The organism is Ktedonobacter racemifer DSM 44963 (assembly GCF_000178855.1).
Lineage (GTDB): Bacteria > Chloroflexota > Ktedonobacteria > Ktedonobacterales > Ktedonobacteraceae > Ktedonobacter > Ktedonobacter racemifer.
The window spans coordinates 1627864-1653022 of the sequence record NZ_ADVG01000002.1; the positions used below are offsets into that span (position 1 = coordinate 1627864).

General features: G+C 50.6%; 21 protein-coding genes. 9 read left to right on the forward strand and 12 right to left on the reverse strand.

The features are described 5' to 3' along the window. Positions 1-191: 191 nt before the first annotated feature. From KRAC_RS23355 to KRAC_RS23385, 8 genes are all read right to left on the reverse strand, one after another. Complete coding sequence (locus tag KRAC_RS23355; RefSeq protein ID WP_007911362.1) at positions 192-779, reverse strand: GNAT family N-acetyltransferase; 588 nt, start codon at positions 777-779, stop codon at positions 192-194. A 293-nt stretch (positions 780-1072) separates the two neighbouring features. Beyond that, complete coding sequence (locus tag KRAC_RS23360) at positions 1073-1936, reverse strand: GNAT family N-acetyltransferase (protein WP_007911363.1); 864 nt, start codon at positions 1934-1936, stop codon at positions 1073-1075. A 263-nt stretch (positions 1937-2199) separates the two neighbouring features. Further along, positions 2200-2604 (reverse strand): hypothetical protein, encoded by a 405-nt coding sequence (locus KRAC_RS71570; protein WP_157506986.1) that lies wholly within the window; start codon positions 2602-2604, stop codon positions 2200-2202. A gap of 72 nt (positions 2605-2676) precedes the next feature. After that, positions 2677-3411, reverse strand: coding sequence for an EVE domain-containing protein (locus KRAC_RS23365; RefSeq protein ID WP_007911364.1), 735 nt, complete (start codon positions 3409-3411; stop codon positions 2677-2679). A 284-nt stretch (positions 3412-3695) separates the two neighbouring features. After that, the gene (locus tag KRAC_RS23370) at positions 3696-4190 is read right to left on the reverse strand and encodes a restriction endonuclease (RefSeq protein WP_007911365.1); all 495 of its coding nucleotides are present in this window, start codon (positions 4188-4190) and stop codon (positions 3696-3698) included. Positions 4191-4261: 71 nt separating this feature from the next. After that, positions 4262-5161, reverse strand: coding sequence for a hypothetical protein (locus KRAC_RS23375; protein WP_007911366.1), 900 nt, complete (start codon positions 5159-5161; stop codon positions 4262-4264). Positions 5162-5191: 30 nt separating this feature from the next. Then, positions 5192-6160 carry a DUF488 domain-containing protein gene (locus KRAC_RS23380; protein ID WP_007911367.1) on the reverse strand — a complete coding sequence of 323 codons (969 nt, stop codon included), beginning with the start codon at positions 6158-6160 and terminating at the stop codon, positions 5192-5194. A gap of 301 nt (positions 6161-6461) precedes the next feature. Beyond that, entirely contained in the window at positions 6462-6899 is a 438-nt protein-coding gene (locus KRAC_RS23385; RefSeq protein WP_157506989.1) for a hypothetical protein, read from the reverse strand. A gap of 110 nt (positions 6900-7009) precedes the next feature. On the opposite strand from KRAC_RS23385, the gene KRAC_RS62325 reads away from it, so the two are divergent. Next, positions 7010-7513 (forward strand): tyrosine-type recombinase/integrase, encoded by a 504-nt coding sequence (locus KRAC_RS62325; RefSeq protein ID WP_157506992.1) that lies wholly within the window; start codon positions 7010-7012, stop codon positions 7511-7513. Here the strand turns inward: KRAC_RS62325 and KRAC_RS70250 are convergent. Continuing rightward, a protein-coding gene (locus KRAC_RS70250; RefSeq protein WP_420795812.1) for an IS630 family transposase occupies positions 7494-8617 on the reverse strand; the annotation gives its coding sequence in 2 pieces (ribosomal slippage) (positions 7494-8203 and positions 8203-8617; 1125 coding nt in all). The genes KRAC_RS62325 and KRAC_RS70250 overlap by 20 nt on opposite strands. Before the next feature lie 73 nt (positions 8618-8690). Here KRAC_RS70250 and KRAC_RS79660 point away from each other — a divergent pair. The 5 genes from KRAC_RS79660 (at position 8691) to KRAC_RS23425 (ending at position 16779) form a co-directional block, all read left to right on the forward strand. Next, a complete protein-coding gene (locus tag KRAC_RS79660) occupies positions 8691-8930 on the forward strand; it encodes a tyrosine-type recombinase/integrase (RefSeq protein ID WP_083814800.1) in 240 nt (79 codons plus the stop codon). Positions 8931-9091: 161 nt separating this feature from the next. Beyond that, positions 9092-9526 carry a hypothetical protein gene (locus KRAC_RS23405; protein WP_007911375.1) on the forward strand — a complete coding sequence of 145 codons (435 nt, stop codon included), beginning with the start codon at positions 9092-9094 and terminating at the stop codon, positions 9524-9526. A 170-nt stretch (positions 9527-9696) separates the two neighbouring features. Then, the gene (locus tag KRAC_RS66415) at positions 9697-10830 is read left to right on the forward strand and encodes an IS630 family transposase (RefSeq protein WP_007911377.1); all 1134 of its coding nucleotides are present in this window, start codon (positions 9697-9699) and stop codon (positions 10828-10830) included. A gap of 454 nt (positions 10831-11284) precedes the next feature. Next, on the forward strand, positions 11285-13669 hold the full coding sequence (locus KRAC_RS23420; protein WP_007911379.1) for a tetratricopeptide repeat protein: 2385 nt from the start codon (positions 11285-11287) through the stop codon (positions 13667-13669). Positions 13670-14235: 566 nt separating this feature from the next. Beyond that, positions 14236-16779: a DNA polymerase domain-containing protein gene (locus KRAC_RS23425; RefSeq protein WP_007911382.1), complete on the forward strand. Its 2544-nt coding sequence runs from the start codon at positions 14236-14238 to the stop codon at positions 16777-16779. 8 nt (positions 16780-16787) lie between these two features. On the opposite strand, the gene KRAC_RS23430 is transcribed toward KRAC_RS23425, so the two are convergent. The 3 genes from KRAC_RS23430 to KRAC_RS23440 form a co-directional block, all read right to left on the reverse strand. After that, positions 16788-18323, reverse strand: coding sequence for an APC family permease (locus KRAC_RS23430; protein ID WP_007911384.1), 1536 nt, complete (start codon positions 18321-18323; stop codon positions 16788-16790). 534 nt (positions 18324-18857) lie between these two features. Beyond that, positions 18858-19448 (reverse strand): hypothetical protein, encoded by a 591-nt coding sequence (locus tag KRAC_RS23435; protein WP_244421978.1) that lies wholly within the window; start codon positions 19446-19448, stop codon positions 18858-18860. Then, positions 19409-19909: an IS1/IS1595 family N-terminal zinc-binding domain-containing protein gene (locus tag KRAC_RS23440; protein WP_007905782.1), complete on the reverse strand. Its 501-nt coding sequence runs from the start codon at positions 19907-19909 to the stop codon at positions 19409-19411. Before KRAC_RS23440 ends, KRAC_RS23435 begins: the two co-directional genes overlap by 40 nt. 926 nt (positions 19910-20835) lie before the next feature. Between KRAC_RS23440 and KRAC_RS23445 the strand changes: the two genes are divergently transcribed. The 3 genes from KRAC_RS23445 to menH are packed head-to-tail and all read left to right on the forward strand — an operon-like array spanning position 20836 to position 25101. Beyond that, positions 20836-22335, forward strand: a complete 1500-nt coding sequence (locus tag KRAC_RS23445; RefSeq protein WP_007911393.1) for an isochorismate synthase — start codon at positions 20836-20838, stop codon at positions 22333-22335. Positions 22336-22394: 59 nt separating this feature from the next. Further along, entirely contained in the window at positions 22395-24218 is a 1824-nt protein-coding gene (gene menD, locus KRAC_RS23450) for a 2-succinyl-5-enolpyruvyl-6-hydroxy-3-cyclohexene-1-carboxylic-acid synthase (protein WP_007911396.1), read from the forward strand. Between the two features lie 28 nt (positions 24219-24246). Continuing rightward, positions 24247-25101 carry a 2-succinyl-6-hydroxy-2,4-cyclohexadiene-1-carboxylate synthase gene (gene menH / locus KRAC_RS23455; RefSeq protein ID WP_007911398.1) on the forward strand — a complete coding sequence of 285 codons (855 nt, stop codon included), beginning with the start codon at positions 24247-24249 and terminating at the stop codon, positions 25099-25101. Positions 25102-25159: the final 58 nt, after the last annotated feature.

The window sequence follows — 25159 nt, forward strand, 5'->3', positions numbered from 1 at the left end:
CCTGGCTTTGAAGCTCTGTTCGTGGCCTTTTTGAGCTTGAGAGTGGGTTATTTTTGTCCATTCTTGTCTAACTTTTTCGATGTGTGTTGAGCCGTTTTGCTCTCACTTTTGCTCTCATTTGTTTGCGATTTTGGGCTTCGTGGGCGGTTTACAGCATGACCTTATGGACTTTTATTGCTCAGGATTTGCTCTTATCTATTGAAAAAATCATTAACGAGGCAATCCATCAACACGATATCATGTTTTTGTCCCTTAAAGGGATGGGCATCTCTCCATTTACCCGCAATTTGAAAACCAGCACGTAAATAAACGCGAATAGCGCGCTCATTAAAACTGAGCGTTCGCAATCTCACAGAATGTAGACAGACGTTTTGGAAAGCATAATTGAGCATTAGTATAGTGCTCTCGGTGCCATAGCCTTTATTCCAACAATCTTTCTCTCCTATGCTAATAGCAAATTCAGCAGATTGATTGAAAAAAGAAATATCAAACAACATTGTTGTTCCGATAGGTCGCATACCGACGCGTTCGTAGATAGTAAAAAAGACTGCATCTAAGTTGCTTTCTTTGCTTGTTTGCTCATACCAGGCCTCTGTAGCTTCCCATGTGAGAGGTCTGAGGGTATAAATACGTGACTCATTAACCTCAGGATCATTCATCCACTTCTGATAATATGGTAGTAGACTTCGCTGTATCGGTCCTAATACTATTTTCTGGCCCATTAAATTCACAATAGGTTTGGAATCTTCTTGTCGTAAGATGTTATGTTTACTACTCATGAATGGTGCCCTTCTGTCTATTAGGTCCTCTACAAACACATTACGAAAAGGAAAACAATTTTCCTCTCATTATGGGGGGAGATAGGTCTTGCACATTCTGCCCCTATTATAGGAATATATAATGCTCCATTATATATTTTTGTTCGGGGAGAGTTGAAGTCCACGAAGCGAGAAACTAGACGCTCTTCTGATGCGGTTCCATTGGCTTGTTAAGCGGAAGGGCATTTTATTTTTGTCCATTCGTGGTGAATCAAATGTATATGGACGCCATTTCTAATGTTGTGTAAAGCAGACTATTTGTGCGAAAAGACATATTCGTTAAAGTCGCAGACGGGTCGGTAGCCTACCTGCTGGTAAATGCTATTGGAAGTGGGATTGGAGAGATCGGTAAAGAGGCTACAACGTTCCCAACCGCTGTCAAGTAAATGCTGGCTGAGAGCAGCAACACTGCGTGAGGCGTATCCATGACCGCGCAGTTCTGGAGGAGTGTAGACGGGACCGATGCTGATGACACGCGAGATGGGACGCGATGTGGCTACCAGTGAGACGATGGTTTCATCCGGCAGCACCCAGAGATAGACTTCACTATTGCCGATGCGCGTCCGAGCCCAGGCCAGTGCCTCCTCATCACTGATAGACGTATGCAATGCCTCCTCCTGAAAGGCTTTGATCCAGCGAACTACCAGCACGGTATCGGCTGGAGTAGCGATGCGTAGCGAGCCTAGTCCGGGTCGTGGAGCGATTACTTGCGTCAACTCAAAGAGTCGCTGGTGTGTTCGCAGGTGAGACGCTTCACCGGTCAGGCTGGTCCACGTCTGGGCGAAGAGGTCTGAGAGAGAAGACGGTCCTATCACGCCAGGAACTGGCCACCCATGTTCGCGCAGATTATGGATGAGCAGCGACAGAGCCTCACCGAAAGCATCGAACTGATTGCTCGTTACGATCAGCCTGAAAGGGGGCGTCATTACTGCCGCCACTATCAGTTTCACCTCGTCTTCGACCGTTGCCAGATAGGGCGGTACCTCGATACGCTCAGGGGATTTTTGCAGGCGCAGCGCGATACCCAGCGGCAGACCGTTCAATACCTCGTTACGTTCAAGTTCCGCTCGTGCTCGTTCAAGAAAATCGCTGGCTTGCATATAGGTTGTGATAATCACTCATTTGTCCTCCATCATGTTTTCTTGTGGCGCATCATTACACAACAATCGGTATGGCATCTGTATATGACCTTAACCTCTAAGATGTCAAAATAGATGTCAGAATTTATACTGTATGGCTTGCCATTGATATGTTTAAGAAGGCTAGAGCAGGTTTATCGATTCTACTTCGAGCCTTCATAAGTGTCGGGGTGAGAGGATTTGAACTCCTGTTAAGCGGTTTTGCTCTCACTTTGATCTGGAAATTGCCTGATAGTCAAGGATTATTCTCCTTCTATCTCACATGATTCCGATAACTCCTCCAAGAATTCCGCTTTTAAGTATCGTATAACAGAGGAGACTTGTTTGATGCGGTCCTGTAGGGTGGGTATAGAAATAAAACGACACATTTGTTTCATTGGTGGAGATAGACGCGAAAATGTTGGGCGATTAACTTCGGTAATGACTTTGTTTCGACGTTCATCTGGAGCTACTAAGTAAAGTGGAATGTTTAAATTTGGTTGCATTGCAATCAGATCAGCCATTCGTAGTAGCCCTGAATAGATCGATGTAGTGCATTCAATTTCAAATGCTGCAATAATGGCATTACCAGTTAGCCATAGAACGTCAATTAGCTCAATGGTTCGATTGGTCGCTGCATCAAATTGGAGGGGTAGCTCTTTTTTCATACGTGGTCAGGGTCTCACGCCACAACTTGTTGCTGCGCATCTATAAGTAGACATCTTGCTTGAGCTATCTACTTATAGATGCGCAGGGTGTCTACTGGAGTGAAGCCCTGGTGGTAAATCACAAAACCTATGTCCATTGAATTCTCGGCTTCGGTCGTTATTTGCTACCCATACATCAAGACCCATATCATTTCCCAGTTTTAGAAGAAGCCATTGGATTTCTGTATGGAGTCTCGGCTCTTTAGAGGGTTTGGTTACCTCATCCGATGTTTCTTCATCTCCTGGTACTGTTACTGTCCCTATCTTTGCAGGGAGTACGGCTGGTTGATCTTCTACTCTGCTTTTTGTTAAAGGGCGAATAACAGGATTCTGTTGAGCTTCTTTGAGTGCATTGACAATAACTTCTCCGTCTGAAGTTTTCCATTTAGTGGGAGAGCCGCGTACGTGTCCAGTCCAAGCAAAAGGGCTATTGAGGTTTTCAAAGATGGTAAGCTGGTCGCGTAAATGCGTAATTGGTACGCCTGTCTCGGGTGTAAGGTGAATAACAGGCTTCACCTTGAGACGACAGGGAAAGACATCTTTTTCCCAGATAGGAGTATTATCTTTAAAAGCTTCTGAAACAACCTCTAAAATGCCGACCAGGCGAGAAACGCGTGTTAAATAACAAATGAGGTAGTCTCCTGGTTTGATCTGTTGAACAGTTCTCCACCGACTTTCACGAAAGCCAGAAGTTTCTCCTCCTGCATTAAGAAATTCCTGCCAGGTTACCTCAGTAAAGAGATCTAACCAATAAGTAGGTGTACGCATTACTTAGGCTTTCTTCTTGATTATTGACATAATAAGATGTAAGAATGTTTGCTTATTTTACTTCATCTAATAGAAGCTTTACAAGAGTTTGTTTAATATATCGCATTTTTGAGGTTTCGAAGGTCGGGATCTATTCGGCTTATTTGTGGGTGTTTGTTGTCGTCTTCCTGATGCTTAAAATCTGGCTCTGGCGTTTCTGGGTGCTGGCGGTTTCTTGTAGAAGTTTGTGGGTGTCGCTGTACTAAATGCTGTACCATGTTGTACTGGTATATGTTTGCGGAGTTCTATGGCTTGCCGTTTATTTGTTCTGTTTCTGGATCTACTGGAATTGAAATTGCAATTACTTCCTCGGTTCCTACATTTGTTTCAGATATGCTAATGCATATGAGGTTGTCTAGTTGCAGCATGTACTGTTCTTCTGTCGCGCCTGAATTAAGTGTTGCTAGTTTAATACGTTTCGCCGATGCGGATTTTATAGCACCATCAGTAAAACCGCTAGAGCTAATAATGATGCCTCCATCAGCTCCTATATCTATATGAATGACTGTGTAAAAAGCGTCGATGTAATTGATGTCAATCGGACTTTTATGGAGCTTACATTCGACAATAATTTGCTCCTTTTCTGTTGTGTATGCAGTGACATCTATCTGCCTCATAACACCGGAGTCTTTAGCTGGATATTTCTTACTTCCTTCAATATACACAAAACCAAATTGCTCACGCAATCTATGCAAAATTGCTTTGGTTACTCCCTCAAATCTTTGGCTAAGAGCTGTCATCTGAGACCTCAACATAGTAGTAGCATTGTTTTGTATGCATTGGCAGCATTTTTAGTGTTTTCTTTTGAGTGCTAAAAGTCAAATAGAGTTTGTTGTTGGACTCCCTCTGACTTGAAATCACTCTGCTTAACGTTTTTCGGCTCATCATTTTTCGGCTTCGGGGGGAAGAAAACACCGACAACTAAGAAAGGGCTTGAAGAAACTAATTGGTATTGTAATGTGGTACCTAAAAACAAATAAAGGTCTTTACTTGTGAACTCATCAAAATATTTTTCCTTTACGAGCTTGTTTGCTTTTGTTTCGCTTCCATAACGGCGAAAACAATTCCAGTAGAGTGCTCCTAGTTCCCAATCTTCAATCATGAGCTTTCTAGGAGTCTTATCACCTTCAGAAGTAAATACATAAGAATATTTGTATGGAAGTTTAGGAATGACTTTACGAATTTTCCCTTGGCCTTGTTCATCGAGATCAAATAGATTATATTGACGAAGCTGCTCTTTCCATTTAGGCTTCCAGTCTCGTTCCTTTTGCTCTTCAATTACAAGGTCTAAAACCTTTAAAGGCTTTAACGTTGCGAGAGATTTCCTTTCTTCTCCCTTAGCTAGTTGGATAATTTCGTTCATTGAGTGGAATACTTCATTTAACACATATTTTTTGCGTTCTGACCAATCCCTATTTTTACCAGTATCGATCTTTGAACCGACCTGTATTTTGTCAGGATCTTTAGGTCTATAGCTCTCGGGGCGAAAGTCTTTTTTGTTCCGAATTAAATCCAGCGTTACCCAGTGATATTTTGAATATTGATTGTCATATGGCAAGGATCTAAATGGAATTGGGTATAAGCGTATCCATTTCCCATCTGGGAGAAATCCAGCAGTACATACTAGCTCATCATACCTATCTGATGGTAATGGGTATGTCTTAACCGTAATCAGCACTTGAGCATTAGGTATTTCGTCTGGTAGATACAAGCTGCACCTCCGGAGAACTGGAACAAAATGCTATATAGAATAATATAATCCATTTTGTTCCCAAAGTCCATTCTGAAGGTTTTGCATTTTATTTTTAGCATTATCTGAATATGATTTGTAAAGATGGACAATTTGCGTATCAAAGCTAGGATCATGCTCTAAATATTCTGCAACTTTATGTCTGTGACAGAAATGATGATCAGCCTCAAAACATGTTATTGCAACACGTCCTTGATCAGATATGATGCTTTTTAATTTCTCTAGCTCATCAGTACGATCAGGCAAAATGTGAGCAGAATAGAACTCAAAGAGATCTTTGTACGCTTTCTCGCTATTTAGTTCCTTTCGCAAGTTTGAAGGCACACCTAACCCTGGGATGTGGATGTAATTAATCCCTGCTAATTTTGTGTAGTCTGAAAGACGTTTTTTAGAAAAGCCATACTTCATAGAAAGGGGATTTTTTCGGACATCCACTAATGTATTAATGTTATAGGAAACAAGCAGGTTTAAATACGCATCTATTGAAAGTCCTTCATATCCAAGAGTAAATAAGCAAGGCATATGTTCTTTATTCCAAGAAGCTTGCACTTGCATATATTCAGTGTCTTTTAAGACCTCCCTGGCAATTTGACTACGAGATGCATATTGAGGCTCTTCTAGGTAAACCTTACGTATAAGTTTTTCTCCACGTACACTTCCGATTTCAGTAACTAGATCGTGTAGTGCTGCACGGTCTTTTGCCTCTAACTGATCAGAATAGGATTGAGAATCTTGTAATTGAAAATCGCTGTGTGATGTCAGTAAACCTAAGTCTGCGAGCCTGTTCTTGTCTTGAGCTAAGATTAAGCTAAAATTGCCGTATTTATGAGGAAAGAAATCATAATAATTTTTCCCTCTACGCTGACAAAACAGGAATAAAAGCTTTTGGCAATCTGTCTTTGTAAGAGTGCCACCAAAGGCTTCTATTAGTGCGAGTAAAATTTTTCTTCTATAAAACACAACACCACTCCCTAAAATAACTCTGTTCTCTCTCCTTAGAGACGATTTATAAGAGAGAGAAGTAAATCTTTTCTTTCATGGAGGTTATTTTGTACTGGATACAGCAAAAAATGCAAGCTATCTCTTTTAATATTAGAACAAATTTACCAAAAAGTCCATTGATAACATTTATACTTAGTGCACGATGCTAACTTCAAAAAAATGGCTTGCTATTTCCAGCCACCTTATGATTGCAGGTTGCAAGGTTAAGAAAAAAGCTCTCGCAACCGTAAGTTACGAGAGCTTTTTTTATATTGTTTGGCTATTTTTTTGTCTTGTGCTGCTTGATGATCTGTTGATACTCTTTTAAGAGCGGATTATCTGATGTTTCTAAATCTAACTCAAAGTGGTGGCGTGTGCTTCCGGGTGCTGTTGGTATCTCTTTGAAACCTAATCCTTTACATAAGTTAATACCGTCTGGTACGCTGCTGGTAGCTAGTAGCTTTTTAACTATGTTTCCTTGTTTGGCGAAGTCTTCGAGTACCTGAATGCCGCCCATAACTAGCCGCATGCCGTATTTTGTGCCTTTGTTTAGGCCTCTTCTCACACCAATGTCTAGGAACAGACTATCTATAAGCTCTCCTGGTTTGAATGGTAGAATGGCGTCTGCTCCTTCAATAACCTTCTCATATCCTTTGACACCCATAAAAGAATTAAGGGCTTCTTGGGTGAAAGGTGTGAGAGATAGAAAGCCTGTCACGATGCCGTCTTGCTTAACCACATAATAAGTGTAAGGGTTCGCTTGCGGATTATAAAAGCGTGATAGGCTCTTTTATACGCTATATGAAAAGCGACTTGGATCGCGTTTATGTGGCTGATATCGAGGAAATAGATATCATTGTTTGGCTTTCACATTTGCGAGATGGTACGAACAGGTGGGGGCGTCCTTATAGTAGCCGTACCATTGAAACATACTTCCGCGATGTGCTGGTCTTTTTTAACTGGCTGGTTGCTCACAAACATCTCGAAGAAAATCCTATGGCGGATCTAAAATCTCCAAAGACAGAGAAGCCGCTTATCCGTGTTTTCACAGAGGATGAACTAATGCGTTTAGATGCTGCTTGTGATCGTGAGCCTAAGGGTAGATCCTTAACACAAGATGAGCGCAAGGCTCTAGCGGCTCGTGATAGGGCATTTCTCTGGTTACTACTCTCCACGGGTATTAGAATTTCGGAGGCATGTGGTCTGCTTTTTGCAGATATCGACTGGGATATGGGAATGATCTTTGTTAGGGGAAAGGGTTCCAAGGAACGTAAAGTTCCCTTTGGGAAAGTAGCGCGTCAGCACCTAGTAGTCAGTCCAGTTTGTTATTGATGGCAGGATAGAGATCATGGAGCGTGTCCCGAGCATCGTTGCAGGTAAACCGCCACGAAATGGTACAACGCAGAGCATTGCGCTCTGCCTGCAATGTCGCGATGCGCTGGCGCAACTCCGTCAGACTTCGCACTCGACGCGAGAGGCAGCCACGAGCAAAGATACCGATCTCAATTTCTGCCATGTTGAGCCAACTTCCATGTTTGGGCGTGTAATGAAACTCCACCCGCTGCAAAATGCGCCTGGCCTCTGCGGGCTCAAAGGCTTCGTAGAGAGCCGCTGCGGTATGGGTATTAAGATTATCCTGCACGAGGCGAATGTACTCGGCGTGCGGATAGACCTCATCGACCAACCATCGGATGCAGTGCGCATAATCAATCTTCGTCCGCCGCTGGGTCATCTCGACGTGACGCCAGCCCGCAAGCGGCTCGACAAAGAAAAACAAATTGGCGGTGCCCAAACGCTCATACTCATAATCGATGCGTTCAACGTGCCCTGGTTCCATCGGCAGAGGAGGCCGCACGTCGGCCTCTGGGGCCACCAGTTTCTCGTCAAAACAAACGGTTGGATAGCGTGGATCGTAGTCTTCCTCGTACAGATCGAGGACGTCTTCCATGGCCGCGACAAACTCGGCTCCTACCGTTGGAATGCACCAGTGCTCGTGTTGCCAGGGTTTGAGTTCGTTTTTTTCAGGAGCTGGCGAATGGTTTCTGGCGAGATCGATTCGACAAAGTCCAGTTCAACGACTTTGCCTGCCAGCAAGCGCAGCGTCCAATGGTCATGTCCATCAGGAACTGGACTGCACGCAATGGCAATCAAATGGGCGGCTTGTCCTCCCGTGAGTGCCTGCCGATGGCGCTGCTGCCGCTTGTCGTGCAGAACCGCTTCGAGTCCTCCTTGTAGGTACAACTGTCGAACACGAATGGAGGTATTGCGGCTGATATCGAAGGCGTCACAGATCTGTTGGTCGGTCCAGCCTTCAGCAGCTTTGAGCAAGACGCGTGCCCGGGTAAACGTGCGAGCATTGGCTTTGCCTGCATGGATGAAGGTTTGCAGCGAGGCGCGATCGGATTCGGACAACGCGACGGGAATGGGATGCTTCATGGCGGGCTCCTTGCTTTTCCATCAGTATCTCACTCCTGTCAATTCCAATTTGGACTAATCACTAGACACATATATTCGTTACTGGCGTGGTGGTTCGACTAACCATGATGACTATGTGTTTCTTAATGCCTGGGGGAACCCGTTAAGGAAACATGCAGCAGACTACATTTTCGATAGGTTACAACGTGAAGCAGAAATTTTTGATAAAAGGGTAAGTGCTCATACGTGTAGACACTGGTTTGCGGTGAATGCCATTAAAAATGGTGTGCCTAGTGCAAACCCACGAAAGATAATAGGGAATGTAGTAGAATAGAAGGGATGAGAAGACCTCTCTTTCTGTTGATCTCCTAATCGAAAACAAATGAGACATGAGAAAACCCACTAGTGAAGCTTTCCCCATAAGGAGAAAGTCTGCGAGCCACACTATGGTAGAGAGTGGGAGAGCAACAAGCTAACCAATGGAGAATGTTCGCGATGGCAAAAACGACAAACAAAACGGTATCCAAGCCTCGCTGTGGTCTGTGTGGGAAAACCAGGAAATTAACCAAAACGCTTTGTTGTGACCACTGGATATGCGATGATAGCGACACATATGTGATGTTTTCTTATGCCCGCAATAGCTGTTGGCGCAATCACGATCGCTACACGCTCTGTGCCTATCACTATCATGAGGGTCATACTGGTGCCTGGCAAACCTGCAAAACGTGCCGTGAAAGCTTCGACACCGAGGACTATGTGGATATGGCAACAAATGAGTACAATTTCGAGAAGCTCCAAAACCCACCAAGCTATAAGCCGACGAAATGTGCGGAATGCGGGAAGGTGATTATTCGTGCTCATGGCGGCTACAGCATTGTGCCCAACAAGGGATATGTCTGCGGGGCCTGTTCTTTAAAGGGGATTCTGTAACCCACTTCCTTATCCCAGCGGAGTGTGACTGTACCATATGAGGCCCCTTGCTTCCACTCCTTCCAAAATCTGCAAAGATAGAGCATCGATCTTGTTCTCCAACTCTCTTCATCCTTATCTCCAATTGAGGAATAACTACGGTTGTCGTACTCATCGAAGACAAATGAGCCATGAGAAAACCCATCTTTATCCGATCCCTAACTGAAGACGAACAGCGTCAAATCCATGCAGGATTGCGTTCGTCAAATGCTTTTGTGCTGCGGCGTTGTCAGATCTTGTTGGCATCGGCGCGAGGGCAACGAGCTCCAGAGATAGCAGAGCAGCTTGGTTGCAACGACCAGACTGTTCGCAATGTGATCCACGACTTTCATGCATCAGGTCTGGCTGTGTTGCAAGAAGGCTCATCACGTCCCCATCATCTGCGGACCACATTCACTGAGGAAGGGTGTCAGCAATTACAAGATCTCTTGCACCGCAGTCCGCGTGACTTTGGCTATGATCGCAGCCAGTGGACACTAGAAATGGCGGCTTCAGTCAGCTTCCAGCAAGGGATCACAGCCACCCTTGTTTCCACTGAGAGCGTGCGTCGAGCCCTGAGTAGGCTCAAGACCAACTGGAAGCGTGCCAAGTGCTGGATTACCAGTCCCGATCCCAAGTATTTACAAAAAAAAATCGCTCGTGATCGATTGATGGCTTGGGCCAGCCAACAGCCCACGTGGGCTATCGGATTTGCCGATGAGGTTTGGTGGAGTCGCTTTGCTTTGCCACATCTGCATGCTTGGCAGAGCAAGCAATATCCCGTTCGTTTGCAGCAACAATCCTGGCAAAAAGGTGATCCTGATCCCAAAGCCCTGGCCTGCTATGGCGTTCTCTGGCAAAAAGGGACGGCTGCTGATCCTATCCGTCAAGATATGTCCCTGCGCTTTGTCAGTGGAAGACCTGTCAGCGACATCACCACACAGTTTTTAGCGTGGTGTTGTGCTCGTTTAGAGAAACAGGGCAAAACAGCGTGGTTGCTGATCTGGGATAATGCCTCCTGGCATAACAGTAAAAAAGTCCGTTCTTGGATTCGCCAGCATAATCAAGAGGTGAAGAAAGAAAAGAAAGGCGTCCGTATCTTACCCTTCTATCTGCCTACACAAAGTCCATGGCTCAATCCCATTGAACCTAAATGGGTCCACGGCAAGCGCAACGTCGTTGAGGTAAATGGCTTGCTCACTGCCAACCAGTTGATTGAGAGGGTTTCTGCTTACTATCGATCTCCTCTTGAGCCTCGTCTCGTTATTCCCGAAAAGGTCGCGTGATTTTGCACTAGCACGGTCCTTCAAGGCTGGTTAGGCCATGCGACACTTGAGATGATTAATACCTATGTGCGATTGGCAGAGCAGGATAACAGGGATCTGTATGTTCGCTATTCTCCTGTGGATGCGTTGAAAATGCATCTTGGGGCAAAAGGCAAACGCGAGCAGCTAAGGGAATGGCGTACGTCTCGAAAAAGAACGTAGGGCGATTTAAATTAGCACAATGTTCATAATTGAGCTTGGTTAGGCACTGATTGCATTAGTGCTCTGGCCTTCTTTTTTTGATTCCATTGGCTTGTTTGCGTCAATTAAAGCAGGGAAGCAGGCTAAATTTTTACGGTATTTTAATGAGCTTTTATGTTATTATAGGTATTATGAAGTAGGCTCTTCTCGTACATTACAGGCAAAGGCTGACTGCCCGGCTCCTTCGCGGCACCTGGAGGAGGTTTCCCTCGCTATGCAACACAACACATCGAAAGCACAGATGCACTCGCCACAAGCGTCCTCGCGGCTGCACCGTCTATCCTCCGTGCCCACACGCCCTCTTCCTATTTTTGATCCCGCGATCCCGCGCCAGCCAGGTTCTCCCTTGATTGGGCGCGCCAATGATCTGGAGCTGCTTAAGCAGCATCTATGGGAGGATGGCAATGCCTCGCTTACCACGCTCAATGGGTTGCCTGGCATCGGAAAGACAACGCTGGCCATCACCCTGGCCTATGACGAAGAGGTGCTTGAATCTTTCGCGGATGGCATACTCTGGGCAGGTCTGGGTCCAAGCGCCAATATTCCTAGCATCTTGAGCCATTGGGGCCGCCTGCTTGGTCTCTCCCTGACAGAACAGAGTGCAGACTATACCTCCTGGACTCGGGCACTGCATGCCGCCATCGGCTCGCGCCGCCTGCTGATCATTATCGACGACGCCTGGACGCTTGAAGATGTGCTTCCTTTCAAGATTGGAGGACCACATTGCGCGCACCTGGTGACCACGCGCTTCCCCGCCATCGCCGCGCATTTCGCGGTCAATGGACCATTGACGCTCCCCGAGTTGAATAAAGAGGAGAGTATGCGCCTCCTGCGTCATCTCGCACCAACCGTTTTTCGTCATGATTCTCATAAAGAGAGTGACCTTGTCCAGGCTGTGGGCGGTCTCCCCCTGGCCCTGACCCTCATGGGCAACTACCTGCGCAAGCAGGCCAGCCATGGCGATACTCAGCATATTCAGAACGCTATTCAGAGCCTGAGCAATACCAGACAACGCCTGGAATTAAGTGAGGCGTACGACGCTAATTTAGAGCCGGAGCCGGGCGCGCCGAAACTGCGCTCGCTTCAGTCGGTAATCGCTATTACGGATCGGCAGCTCTCCTCAACGGCTCGTGCCGCGCTCTGTGCGCTCTCTATTCTGCCACCCAAGCCACATAGCTTCTCTGAAGAGACCGCGCTCACTGTCGCTGACTGCGATCCCGCTACGCTTGATGTGCTTATTGATGCAGGTCTCCTGGAGTGTAGCATGAGTGAGCGCTATACACTACATCAGACCATCTCCGACTACGCGCGTGCTCACTTAGAGGAGTCTGCGCCCTACGCTCGCTTCATCGCTTATATCCTGGATTATGTCGAGCAGCATGAGAAAGACTACGAGCTACTTGAGGGTGAGAGCGCGGTTATCCTGGGTGCACTCGACGCCGCCTATGAACACCAGTACTGGGCTGAGTTGGTCAAAGGCGTCTGTGCCTTCGCCCCTTTCCTGCTCATGCGTGGCTCATATGCTCTTGCCCATACTCATCTCCAGCGCGCTTACCAGGCCGCGAATATTCTTCAGGATCGTGACGGTATCCTCAATACGCTGCTCCAGATCGGCGAGATTGCCTATCGCCTTGGCGAATATACTCTCGCGCACTCGACCTATCAACAGGGCATAGAACTGGCGCGGAGCTGGAATAACCGTCGCTATCTCTGCGCGCACCTCACGGGCCAGGGCTGGCTCGTCTGGAAGCGCAGCGATTATAGCAGCGCCGAGTCCTATCTGCGCGAGGGTCTTACTATCGCCCAGCAGGATAACTATCCCGAGTATCTTATCGAACAGCTCCGCGTGCTCGGCTCCATCATAGCCAGTGGTGGCGACTATAACCGCTCCGAGGTATATCTACAGGAGGCGCTTAGTCTCGCCCGTACGCAGGGGGACCGCGAAAAGGTCAGTCGCCTCTATCTCAGCATTGGCGTGACGTATGCCGAACAGGGACAGAATGAGAAGGCCGAACACTTCCTCAACGAAGGTCTTAGCCTGGCACGCCAGATTGTCCACTGTGAACTCACTATCATCTTCTTGCTCAATCTCGGAACCCTGGCCTATGAGCAAGAACATTATGAACTGGCCGAGACGCACCTCCAGGAAGGGCTGGGCCTGGCACAACACTTTCACCTACGCGAATGGATTGGCATCCTTCTCATTAATATTGGTGAAATGAAGATCAAGCAGGGAACGTACACTCAGGCAGAAGATTTTCTTGTACGGGGCCTTAAAGTCGCGAAAGAAATTGGCTCGCCGCGCATTATCGCCTCAGCACATAACCTCTATGGCGAACTCTACCTGCATCTCGACCAGGTCGAGCAAGCCTCGGCAGCCTATCAGCACATGCTCACGACCCTCCCCGAGGGAGACCACGAGATGTATATCCTGGGACAGTATGGCCTGGCACGCGTAGCCGCCGCGCGGGGCGATATTACCGAAGCGCGCCGCCTCGGCGACATCTGCCTTGCAAGCCTCGTCATGAGTGGGCACCGCAAAGAGGCCGAGGTCCGTACCTGGCTTGCCTCCCTCTCCATGCCCTCCAATCCCCTCTAAACAAATGTAGGGTCCATGCTGGCATGGGCTCCAAGACCCACAGGCCGATACCCCTGCAAAGGGAGGTCGCTTCGCTCGCAGTCCATGCCAGCATGGACCCTACAAGAGGTTGGGTAATTCAATTGTAGGACGCTACGCAAGCTAGTGATGGCAGCGGAGACTCAAACAATTAATGACGCCAGGAGATGGTGCGGGCACCGGCGTTTCAAAATATTGTAATGGACGCCCCGTATAGGGGAGCGAGCTGGCCGCGGCAAACATAAGTAAAATACCTACAGCCAGCAACAAAAATGTCATGCTTACAACGAGCATGCCAGAGCGAGATGAATACTTCATTGGTCTTCTCACTACTTTCTCAAGCAGGCATACACACAGCAAATAAAATAGAAAAGATAATACCCTATTGATTAAACGCGCAGACATCCACTTTGTCCACATCCTCTGTTCATTTAGTTGCCCCTTACTCTAGAAAAGATCTCTACAGCCTAAGCGGAGGTATGGTATAATAACTTCTAGAATAGGCGTTCTTGCTTTCGTCAACCACGCAATGCAAACCGAGAGGTGCTATGGCCACAGGAGAAACAGCGTCGTCCACAAACCCAGAAACCCGGCAATCTACAGTAGTCGCCCGATCTCCTATGCAGGATCAGCATGCAACTGATAATAGCTATCTCTTTGGTTGGGACCCCATGCCGGGCATTGTCTCTGTCTGGGCGCATCGGGATGGGCGCGCGCTCATCTGGCAGCGCGTGCGAGAGCAGGAGAGTGAACAAGTTGTTTGTCTTCCTGACCGCTTCCGCCCCTGGCTCTTTGCCACAACCCTTGAGGACCTGGCCCACCTGGGTTCAAACCTGCTTCCACACGAAAGTGTTCCCAGGACGCAGCATGCTATCTGGTTCCGTGAGCTTGATGGCCCACCTGGCTCTTACCGCTATCTCCTCTCGTCCACGGATGGGCGTTTGCTAGAACGTGAGATTCTCTTTGGCGCATCCCATCGCCTCAAATACCAGGTCAAGAGTCTTACCGAAACCGACCTGGAGCATACCTATTACCGGGTAGGAGCCGTCGAGCAATACCTTATGAGCACAGGGCGCACCTATTTCCATGGCATGAACTACGAGAACCTACACCGCCTGCAATTCGACCTGGAGACGACCTCGCTCGATCCACGCCAGGGACGCATCTTTCTCGTCTCCATTCGTGATAGCCGTGGCTTCACTAAGATCCTGGAGGCGCCGCAAGTCGGTGACGAGCCCCAGTTAATTCAGGAACTTTGCCAGATTATACGTGAGCGCGACCCCGACGTGATTGAAAATCATAACCTCTTTGGCTTCGATCTCTCGTTTCTCAGCCGCCGCGCACTCGTGCATGAGATTCCCCTGGCTATAGGACGCATGGGACCAGCAGGCTACTATGCTATACTTGAGAGCCGCGAAGAGACGCTGGCCGTGGGTCCCGAGGCCCGCCACCGCACGCGCTACACCGTGGCTGGACGCGAGTTGATTGATACGCTTGATGCTGTACGCCGCCATGACTTCGTCGTACGCGACATTCCCAGTTATAGCCTGAAAGAGGTCGCGCGCTACTTTGGCATTGCCTCGCCCCAGCGTGTGTATATCGAGGGAAGCGCGATCTATGATACCTATCGCCAGCAGCCAGAGAAGGTGCGTCGCTACGCCCTCGACGATGTCGATGAAGTGGATGGACTCTCGCGTCAACTTCTGGGCGCCCCCTTCGCCCTGGCAGCCATGGCCCCTCGCCGCTATGAACGGCTCGCCTCGGCAGGTCCCGCCATGGGCATCCTCGAACCCATTCTCATGCGCGCCTACCTGCGCGCCGGAACCGCGCTCCCCTGCCAGGCCGATTATGCCACGAACAACGCCGGTGTCGAGCCACACGCGGGTGGGGCCGTTCACCTCTTCGCCAGCGGAGTCGCCGAACACATCGTCAAGGCCGATGTTGCCTCGCTTTATCCCTCGCTCATGCGTACATTTCAGATTGGCCCCGCCTGCGATCGCCTGGGAGCCTTGCTCAAAATCCTGGCACGCCTCACAGACCTGCGCCTGGCCCACAAGGAGGCCGCACGCCTCGCCGACCCCACCTCTATTGAGGGGAACCACCATAACGCCACGCAGGCCGCAATGAAGATTCTGATCAACGCCGCCTATGGCTATATGGGGGCAGGACAGATGGCGCTCTTCGCCGATCCACAGGCTGCCAACGAGGTCACCAGCCGTGGGCGCGCAATCCTCTCACAGGTGCTGCGCGCATTGGAGACACGCGGACTCCTACCCATCGAAGCCGATACCGATGGCGTCTATTTCGCGGTCCCTCAGACATGGACGGACGACAAAGAACGCGCCCTCGTGGCTGAAATCGGGGCCGAGCTACCCGCAGGCATCCGCCTGGAATATGAGGGGCGCTACCGTGCCATGCTCAGCCACGAGGTCAAAAACTATGCCCTCCTGACCTATGATGGCAAGCTCATCGTGCGTGGCGTAGCGCTGCGTTCGAGCCGCTCAGAACCCTTTGGTGAGCGCTTCCTACGTAAGGCCCTGAGCTGTACGCTTATGGGCGATATTCCTGGAGTGCGCCAGGCCTTCCTTGAAACCGTCAATGCCCTGCGCAATCGCCAGTTCTCCGCCGTTGATGTGGCGACCCGCGTGCGCCTGAGCAAGAGTCCCGCGACCTATCGAACATCCCGCAATTCACATCAGGAGCCGGCTTACGAAGCACTCTTAAATGCTGGCCGCAACGAGTGGCTACCAGGAGAGCGTGTGCGCTTCTATAAGGGGCGAGGGCAGCGACGCTACATCTGGCTTCCAGAGGAGGCAGCCGAGGAGAATACCACGCCGCAACACTGGCGACAACACCAGGCCTCGGAGAAGCAGTCCTCCCCCAAACAACAGGTGCGCCAGGATTACGATGTAGAGCATTATGTGCAGATGCTGGTCACCTCTTACGCCGCGCGCCTGCGTAAAGCCTTCGCGCCCGAAGATTTTGAGCAGCTTTTCAGCCTCAACCAACCCGGACTCTTCGATCTCTATGAACGCCCAATCGAGGAAATTCACCCCCGTCTAGAGCGCGAGACGACCAGCATCAATCTCTAACGGCCCGGCTAGCTATCACGCAATAATTCCCACCTGGCTTCGCTGTGCGCGATCATACTAATATTGATGGCAACCACCAGGCATACGGCTGTGATTCCACCAACCGAGACGATCCAGATATCACCCCGGATCAGAGGTGACCAGGGATAGGCAAAGGTGCTCACAATCGTCGCCAGGCAGGTAAGCAGCCCAACGGCGCTAATCAGTAAGAGCACAGGGCGAGGCAAGATTTTCTGCTGCCCTTGTGCGTGCCGCCTCTTTCCCAGGAAGAGGCTGAAGAGATTTATAAAGTAGAACGCCGTCGCAATGGTCCAGATGATCGTCAGTACCGCCGAAAGTATGGCATAGATACGGGGTACCAGCATGGTTGTTGTCCCCAGCTTTACCACATATGGCAAGATCATAAACACAACAACTACTACAAGCACGGCCGCGGCTGTATGGAAACGTATCGCAATCACTGGCTGTCGATGCCGATTAAGGTAGACCATCTGCCGGGGAAGAAAGCGGTCCGCACCAGCCACAAAAAGCAAGCGCGCCGAAGCTCCGATATAAAAGACAATTGTTGCCAGGCAAGAGAGCAAGGTGATACTTGCGACGACACTTCCAGCCCACGAGCCAAAGACCGCATCCATGACATGAATGCCCGCAAACGACGGCACCGCCTCCTGCAGGACAGCGCGTCCGAGCACAATCAAAATGGCAAAGGGAACCAGAAAGTAACAGGCAAACACAATGGGAGTTCCACCAAAGAGGTGGGCCAGCACCATACGTCGCTTTTCCCTCCCGGCTTCGCTCCTCAATTCACCCGCCATATTCAAAGGTCCACTCGCACCGATAAAGCTCAGAGTGACCACACTAAAGAGCGAGAAGTTATCGGGGGTAATACGCCAGGAGGCTCCATCCACCAGGTCTTTCTGCAAAGGGTGCCCACTCCATATCCATAAAGCGGCCGCAATGACAATACCCAGCACCGCCAGCAAGAGAGCCAGGGCCGAAATATTGATCATATTGAGGGCGATACGCAAACGCCTGGTACATAAGAAGGAACCTACCAGCAGCAAGCCAATCATCACACATCCCTGCTGCCAGGGCTCTGTAAGCCAGTTCTTATTTAAGCCTGCCAGGATGGTGACAAAGGCATTGGCGGCTGTCACTGGAGCCAGTACACCACTGAGCCAGTAGCATAGTCCGACAAAGAAACTCCAGAAGCGGCCTAAAGCATGATATGTCCAGTTATAGAGGGAACCTTCATGGGGATAGGCTATGCCTAGCTGCGCGGTCGCAAGCACGCAAGGAAGAAAAAACGTCACGGCGCCCAGTACAGTATAGGTCAATGCCACTACGCCACCCGAGGCCTGTAAAACCGCGTTTGTAATGAGAAACATGGCCACAATATAGCATGCCAACAGATCCCGCCCACCAACGACAGAGGGCATAATTTTGGATACATATTGCTCGGAAGGCAACGCTCCCTGGCCTCTCGCCTCTACCTCGTGCTCTGCTCTCCCTTGAACCACTTCAACATTTTTCGAGGCCTGCATCACTTCTACTCAACCTCAACTTCCATGGCTTATTAACCACCCATCGTTTCTACATGCTGGCTTTTTTTCTCGTATATTTCAATGTATACAATGTTGCGCCTCGTATTACAATCTTTTAAGCACTATAAATTACTATTATCCTATTCTAGATGCACTAATTTACACAAGCAACAAGGGAGTAGATTACTAGAAATATTCTGAGTGAAAGAAAAAAGAGGGCGAGTGGGCCAGGTTGTGTGACCTGGCCCACTCGCCCTCTTTTTTTGTGAAGTGGGAACCACTGTGATAGGCTGCGAGTGATCTCCTCAGATAAAGTCTATAAGTTACTTTTGGTCAGAAAAGGTGCTTTTAGGAAGCTGAAACGTCCAGATCTGGGTTGGATCTGTCCCTCCGATATCGAAATCGTTATCGTTGACAACTGAAAGCTTGTCTCCAACCACAGCCAGGCCTTCGACTTTCTCAAATGGATAGCCAAACTTCAGGAGGTCAAGAATGACGTTTTCGCTCGGGAAGACAATTCCGGTAGTGACTCCTCTAAGAGGTGATAGGGAGTCGAGTAGTCAACAAGTCTTGGAAGGACCAGAGATGATCAGTCACGCCCAGAGCCATTGCTGGAGATCGATGGTGATAGCGATGAACGCCATCGACAATCTGAAGCGGCAGGCGTAGAGCGTAATGAGCCCGATGGAAATTGTGATCGAAGATCTGCAAGCCGACCAGCGCATCCCAGGTCGCGTCTCGTTTGGCAAAAGCATGCGTCTTGCGGGTCAGCGCATTCAACCGATCACGCAACGCTCCATGAAGTCGCTCCACGTGCACGGTCCCGGCGGGTCCCTGGCTTGCTCCCATCGCCATGCGGATTGCTACTGACAGGAGGCGTCCATGCTCATCACGGTGTTTGACTGTTTGCGTCAACGACACGGTGTCAGGCACCACCAACTTGCGCCGTCCGGTTTTGCCCTGACGCGACTGGGGTTGGCGATAGGCACGATGGAGAATGGCCGCATAGCCATGCCAGCCATCACTAAACCAGCAGAGCGGGCGGCGATGGGTTCGCAGGACCGTCCTGCTGACGGCCCGCGTCATCAGGTTCTCGCCCAGCGGTCCGGTGGCACTGGCAACCACGAAGCGGCTCTCCCGATCTTGGACGAGGCAAGCCCAGCGTGCTCCTTCGTCGGACGCCCCTTCAGTCCCCTTTTTTTCTGGACAAACGACCAGAACTCATCGATTTCCACCTGGCTCACGTGCAGATCGCAAGCCATCACCTGCGTCAGGGCCTCGGCATGCTCTGCTGCTCGCTTGAGCCAGACACTGATCGTTTCGTATTTGTGCCCGGTGATCTCCTCGGCAGCCCGCAAGCTGCCGCGCCGCATCACCACCAAGAGCGCTTGCGCTACCTCGGGGGCAGGCGTCTTCAACCCATACATCGGCGTGCCTTGCGTTGCTCCAAAGTACGTCTTACAGGTGCGGCACAGATACCGTTGCCGTCCCCGGTGGCTGCCATTGCGCACAACGCGCGGCCCTGAGCATGCGGGATTGGGACACGTTGGCAGACTGCTCTGCTCCTCTGCTTCTCGCTTGTTCATCGTTCACCTCCTCCTCTCTATTCTATCACCCCCTTCCGGAGTCACTACCGGGATATGAGTCAATGCGGAAAATCCACCCAGGTTAATACCATTGCCCAGGGCAGGTGGATTGGTGAGCGTGGCAACATTTAGCAGTGTTGCTGCGCTGGATCCATCAGTCTGATCTGTAGAAGCCGCGAAGGCTGAGTGATTACTAGAAAAGGGTATAAATAATGCTGCGCGATCATTATACCAACCAGAATCGCTAGAATTTTACGTGGATGTTTCTTCAAGGAAGAGTCTCCTGTTTAATATATTCAAAAAAATGCACCTATCTTGCTGATTGTATAATAACGGCGTTAAATGTTTGTTAATTTATAGTTAAGCTATTATTATTCCATTCGATGAGACTGCCCTGTAGGCTCCTGGGACTCCATTGGTCGCATCTCTCCGGGCGTGCTATAATACTACGGGTATTGCTTTCTGGCTGCCAACTCCTTCAGAGCGCCGTCGCCACCAAACAGCCCTACAGGCCATTTTCTGGTTCTGCTACAGGACTACTGGCTTTGATCTTTTCCACTTGCATAGCTACCTGCTCTATTGGTAGCTACATGTGAGTCGAATAATATATTAGAAATTATCGAGATTATCAAGATTATCTTTATTAACCCATGCATGCCTTATTGAGCACGAATGCCACAGGTACCACGCGATGGGCTGGGTGAGCTTCTCACAACCCATCTTTATGGCACTATGCTCTGCTTGCGCGTATTCATCCTGCCTTCTCTGCTCAAAAAAAGACAATATATTGGCATACCATACATGCTCAAATATGACTATAAGCACATCTATTGTATATGCTGTGCAGTATGCACAGCGACTAGCGTGCTTCCCTGATCACAAGGGCAACTATCAACAGAGAACGATGCCACGTTGGAGACTGGATTATGGAGACTGTCTTTACAGATAGAGCAACACCACATATTCATAGCACACACCCCTCCTGGGTGCTTGCTTGCGAGCGAACACAGCTTCTTACCCTCTTGCAACAAGCGGCAACACGCGCCCAACAGCAGCAGCAAAATATCTTTACGGCCCTTACGCTCCCCGTCGAGTCGCGCGATGCCTTACATATCTTTAGCGCCTTTCAAGTCCTTGAGTTGGGCGAGCGTTTCTTCTGGGAGAAACCAGCCAGTGGTGAGGCATTAGTCGGCGTTGGCGCCGTTCTGACCATTGCAGCCGACAGCGCTGACCGCTTCGATGTGACGGCGCGGGCCTTGAGCACCTTTCAGGATACCTGCCTGGTCGCCACTACAGTTCCTATGAAACGTATCCCGGCTCCGGCTCTCTTTGGTGGCTTTGCCTTCGATCCACAACGCCCCGGCACACAACTCTGGCAGGGCTTTCCCGCTGGCCTACTTACCCTGCCCCAAATACTGTATCGTCTCGATGACGACCAGGCCTCGCTCTCTATCCATGCCTGTATCCGTCCGCAGATGACCGAAGAGGACCTGGAGCAACAGGTCACAGAAACCCTGGCCCTGCTGCAACGCTTAAGCGCCATCGTTGAACACTTCCCATTCCAGCGTTTGCAAGAACTCAGCACCCAGACCACGCCCATGCCCAAACATGAAGTGCTGCCCGCTCAGCAGTGGATCTCGATTGTCGCCCAGGCTGTGGAGCAGATGCGTCAGGGAGCCTACCAGAAGATTGTCCTGGCTCGCGCGGTCGAGGTGCTTCATCCAGAGGGTTTTTTCGATGTTGAAACTACGCTCTATCGCCTGCGCCAGAGCTATCCTGATACCTTCGTCTTCGCTTTACAGCGTGGGAAGCACTACTTCGTAGGAGCAACTCCAGAACGCCTGGTAAGTGCACAAGAGGGCAGGATGCGAACCATGGCTCTGGCAGGTTCGGCTCCCCGCGGGCATACGCCTGCAGAGGATGAGTATATCGGTCAGCAACAGCTCTATGGAACCAAGATTCGCCAGGAGCACCAGTTTGTGATTGATCTCATTCGCGAGTCCTTGAGTGAGCTGTGCAACCAGATCGAGATTGGGGAACAGCCCCATGTGCGTAAGCTCAAGAATATCCAACACCTGGAGACCTCAATTGAGGGGCGACTCAAGCCCGGTCATAACCTGCTGGAGGCGGTCGCGCGGCTGCATCCTACGCCAGCCGTTGGTGGCTTACCACGTGAAGCCGCGCTCAAAGAGATACGAGACCATGAAGAGCTTGATCGAGGATGGTACGCGGGTCCCCTGGGCTGGATCGATACCAGGGGCAACGGAGAGTTCGCGGTCGCCTTACGCTCAGCCCTGCTTACAGGCGCCAAAGCGACTCTTTTCGCAGGGAATGGGATAGTCGCTAGCTCTGATCCCGAAGCGGAGTATACTGAAACCAATTGGAAGTTGCCAGTGATGTTACGCAGCCTGGGAGATGAAGAGTAAGCAAGTCTCTATTAAAATAGTCAAGCTGACGCAGTAGGGAGGAAAACGTAGTCAATCTTATGCAGTCACAAGAACATCTCCGTCCACAGAACGCAACCTATGCCTATGTCGGCGCCTTCGTTGAAGAGTTGGCACGAGCAGGCGTTCACCACGTGGTCTATTGTCCTGGTTCGCGCTCTACACCCCTGGCATATATCTTTGCTCAATCACCTCACATACGCGCCTGGCTTCACGTCGATGAGCGTTCCGCGGCCTTCTTTGCTCTCGGCCTGGCCAAAGCGCTGGGGGAGACGGTGGCGCTCTTCTGCACCTCCGGTACAGCCGCAGCAAACTTCTTTCCTGCCGTGGTTGAGGCCCACCTGACCCATGTTCCGCTCCTGGTCCTGACCGCCGACCGCCCACACGAGCTACGAGAGAGCGGCGCACCCCAGGCCATTGATCAGAATCGCCTCTTTGGCACGCATACAAAGTGGTTTATGGATGTCGCGCTGCCAGAGGCGAGCCAGCCAGCGCTCCGTTACATTCGCGCGCTCGCACATCGAGCAAGCGCCCTGACACACGCCATGCCCGCCGGTCCTGTTCACCTGAATATGCCCTTCCGCGAGCCACTCACACAGGGCCCACAGCCTGGGGCGCCACTTCCTCCACCCGAAGAACGCCTGACCACCGCCTGGCAGGGGCGCGACAATGATCTTCCATATACAGCGGTCCATGAAGCGCCATTAGGACGCTTGCCAGAGGCCACACTCTCTATGCTGGCTGCGCGCCTTCAGCAGCAGCCTCGCGGCCTGATTGTAGTTGGCCCAGGTACTGATCCTACCCTGGCGAGCGCGCTCATCCCACTAGCACAGAAACTGGGCTACCCAATCCTGGCTGATCCTCTCTCGCAGCTACGCTGCGCGCCTATCGATCAGCAGCTAGTGATCTCCAGCTATGATGCCTTCCTGCGGCTCAACACCTTTGCTGAACGCTACGAGCCTGAGGTGGTGTTACGCTTTGGCCCTATGCCGGTGGCGAAACCGTTCCTGCTCTACCTGCAACGCTATCCCGGATGCCAGCAGATCGTGATTGATGGGCAGGGAGACTGGCAGGACCCAACTCACCTGAGCAGCATGATGCTTCACACCGAGCCCGCTGCGTTCTGTCGCGATCTCCTGGCCACGCTAATCGATACAGAGGCGCCGGAAAGCTCTTCCTGGCTCGCAGCGTGGCAACAGGCTGACCAGCTAACACGTCAGGCATTATATACCGCGATTCAGGATTTCACTGAACCCTTCGAGGGGCGCGTCTTCACTGAGCTAGCGGAACTGCTACCCACAGAGGCGACGCTTTTTGTAGGCAATAGCATGCCTGTGCGCGATCTGGATACCTTCTTCTGGTGCCAGTCACGTTCTATACGCGTCCTTGCCAACCGAGGAGCCAACGGTATCGATGGCGTGATCTCAAGCGCATTAGGAACGAGTGCCGCCAACGCGGTGCAGGAGCAACCAGCGCCGACAGTGCTAGTGATTGGCGACCTGTCGTTCTTCCATGATCTCAATGGGCTTCTAGCAGCACGCCTGCATAAGCTTAATTTGACGATTGTGCTGGTAAATAATGACGGAGGCGGCATCTTCTCATTCCTGCCCCAGGCCGCGCAACCAGCACATTTTGAGGAACTCTTTGGCACTCCAACCGGACTGGATTTCGCGCCCGTGGTTGGGATGTATGGAGGGCACTACTCCCTCGCGGAGGATTGGAACGCCTTCCGCCAGGCGATCACGACAGGTATAGACCAGGGCGGATTAAATGTTGTAGAAGTACGCACCGAGCGTGCAAGTAACGTCGCGATGCATCGCCAACTATGGCAGGTGGTCGATAAGGCCCTCAAGGACCTGGCATAAGCAGAACAGAGAGGGAGGTAGACACGGTATGGGCAGTACACTACGCATTATGAGTCTGAGACAGCTTGCTGTGAATGGTGTGCACATGGGGGCAGTGATCTATGGGAAGCCACAGCATCCCCCCCTGGTCTTGCTGCATGGCTTTACCGGGAGTGCCCTCTCCTGGAGCCCACTGTTCGCGCCACTCTCTTCATATAACGTCAAACTGATCGCGCTTGATATGCTAGGACATGGCCAATCTGACACCCCCAGCGATCCAGCGCGCTATGCTATGGAGCATTGTCAGGAAGATATTCTGGAGGCGCTCCGCCAACTGGATGTCCAGCCAGAAACAGCCATTCTGCTTGGCTACTCCATGGGCGGTCGGATCGCGCTCTACAGCGCCTTTTCTGGCTTCTTCCGCGCGCTCATCTTAGAAAGCGCCTCGCCAGGGCTGGCTGACAGCGAGGCGCGCCTTCAGCGCCGGACAAGTGACGAGGCGCTCGCAAAACGGATTGAGCGCGAGGGCATTCCGGCCTTCGTTGACTACTGGGAGAAACAACCGCTCTTCAAGAGCCAGCAAAGATTGCCAGAAGAGGAGCGAGACGCCATCCACCAGCAGCGCATGGACAACCAGGCGACGGGTTTGGCAAACAGCTTACGTGGAGTTGGTACTGGCTCACAACCAGTGCTCCATGCACACCTGGGCGAGCTCGACCTCCCCGCACTCTTGCTCACAGGTGAATTGGATGGCAAGTTCTGCGCCATCGCGCAACAGATGCAGCAGAACTTGCCTCGTGCAAGCTGGCATATCATTCCTGGAGCGGGGCATGCCATCCACCTGGAGCAGCCTGAGCGCTTTGTTGCCCAGGTAGGGAATTTCTGTACACAAGTGTTATCATGAGGGATAAAAATCAGGCAAGCAGGTGCAATAATATGTGTATTGCGCCTGCTTGCAGAGC

Excerpts from the sequence above, each read along its gene's own strand:
- KRAC_RS23425 (WP_007911382.1), top strand. The coding sequence starts at position 14,236 with ATGGCCACAGGAGAAACAGCGTCGTCCACAAACCCAGAAACCCGGCAA.
- menH (WP_007911398.1), top strand. The coding sequence starts at position 24,247 with ATGGGCAGTACACTACGCATTATGAGTCTGAGACAGCTTGCTGTGAAT.
- KRAC_RS23430 (WP_007911384.1), bottom strand. The coding sequence starts at position 18,323 with ATGCAGGCCTCGAAAAATGTTGAAGTGGTTCAAGGGAGAGCAGAGCAC.
- KRAC_RS23370 (WP_007911365.1), bottom strand. The coding sequence starts at position 4,190 with ATGACAGCTCTTAGCCAAAGATTTGAGGGAGTAACCAAAGCAATTTTG.
- KRAC_RS23355 (WP_007911362.1), bottom strand. The coding sequence starts at position 779 with ATGAGTAGTAAACATAACATCTTACGACAAGAAGATTCCAAACCTATT.
- menD (WP_007911396.1), top strand. The coding sequence starts at position 22,395 with ATGCAGTCACAAGAACATCTCCGTCCACAGAACGCAACCTATGCCTAT.
- KRAC_RS23440 (WP_007905782.1), bottom strand. The coding sequence starts at position 19,909 with ATGAACAAGCGAGAAGCAGAGGAGCAGAGCAGTCTGCCAACGTGTCCC.
- KRAC_RS23405 (WP_007911375.1), top strand. The coding sequence starts at position 9,092 with ATGGCAAAAACGACAAACAAAACGGTATCCAAGCCTCGCTGTGGTCTG.
- KRAC_RS71570 (WP_157506986.1), bottom strand. The coding sequence starts at position 2,604 with ATGAAAAAAGAGCTACCCCTCCAATTTGATGCAGCGACCAATCGAACC.
- KRAC_RS23365 (WP_007911364.1), bottom strand. The coding sequence starts at position 3,411 with ATGCGTACACCTACTTATTGGTTAGATCTCTTTACTGAGGTAACCTGG.
- KRAC_RS23420 (WP_007911379.1), top strand. The coding sequence starts at position 11,285 with ATGCAACACAACACATCGAAAGCACAGATGCACTCGCCACAAGCGTCC.
- KRAC_RS66415 (WP_007911377.1), top strand. The coding sequence starts at position 9,697 with ATGAGAAAACCCATCTTTATCCGATCCCTAACTGAAGACGAACAGCGT.
- KRAC_RS23445 (WP_007911393.1), top strand. The coding sequence starts at position 20,836 with ATGGAGACTGTCTTTACAGATAGAGCAACACCACATATTCATAGCACA.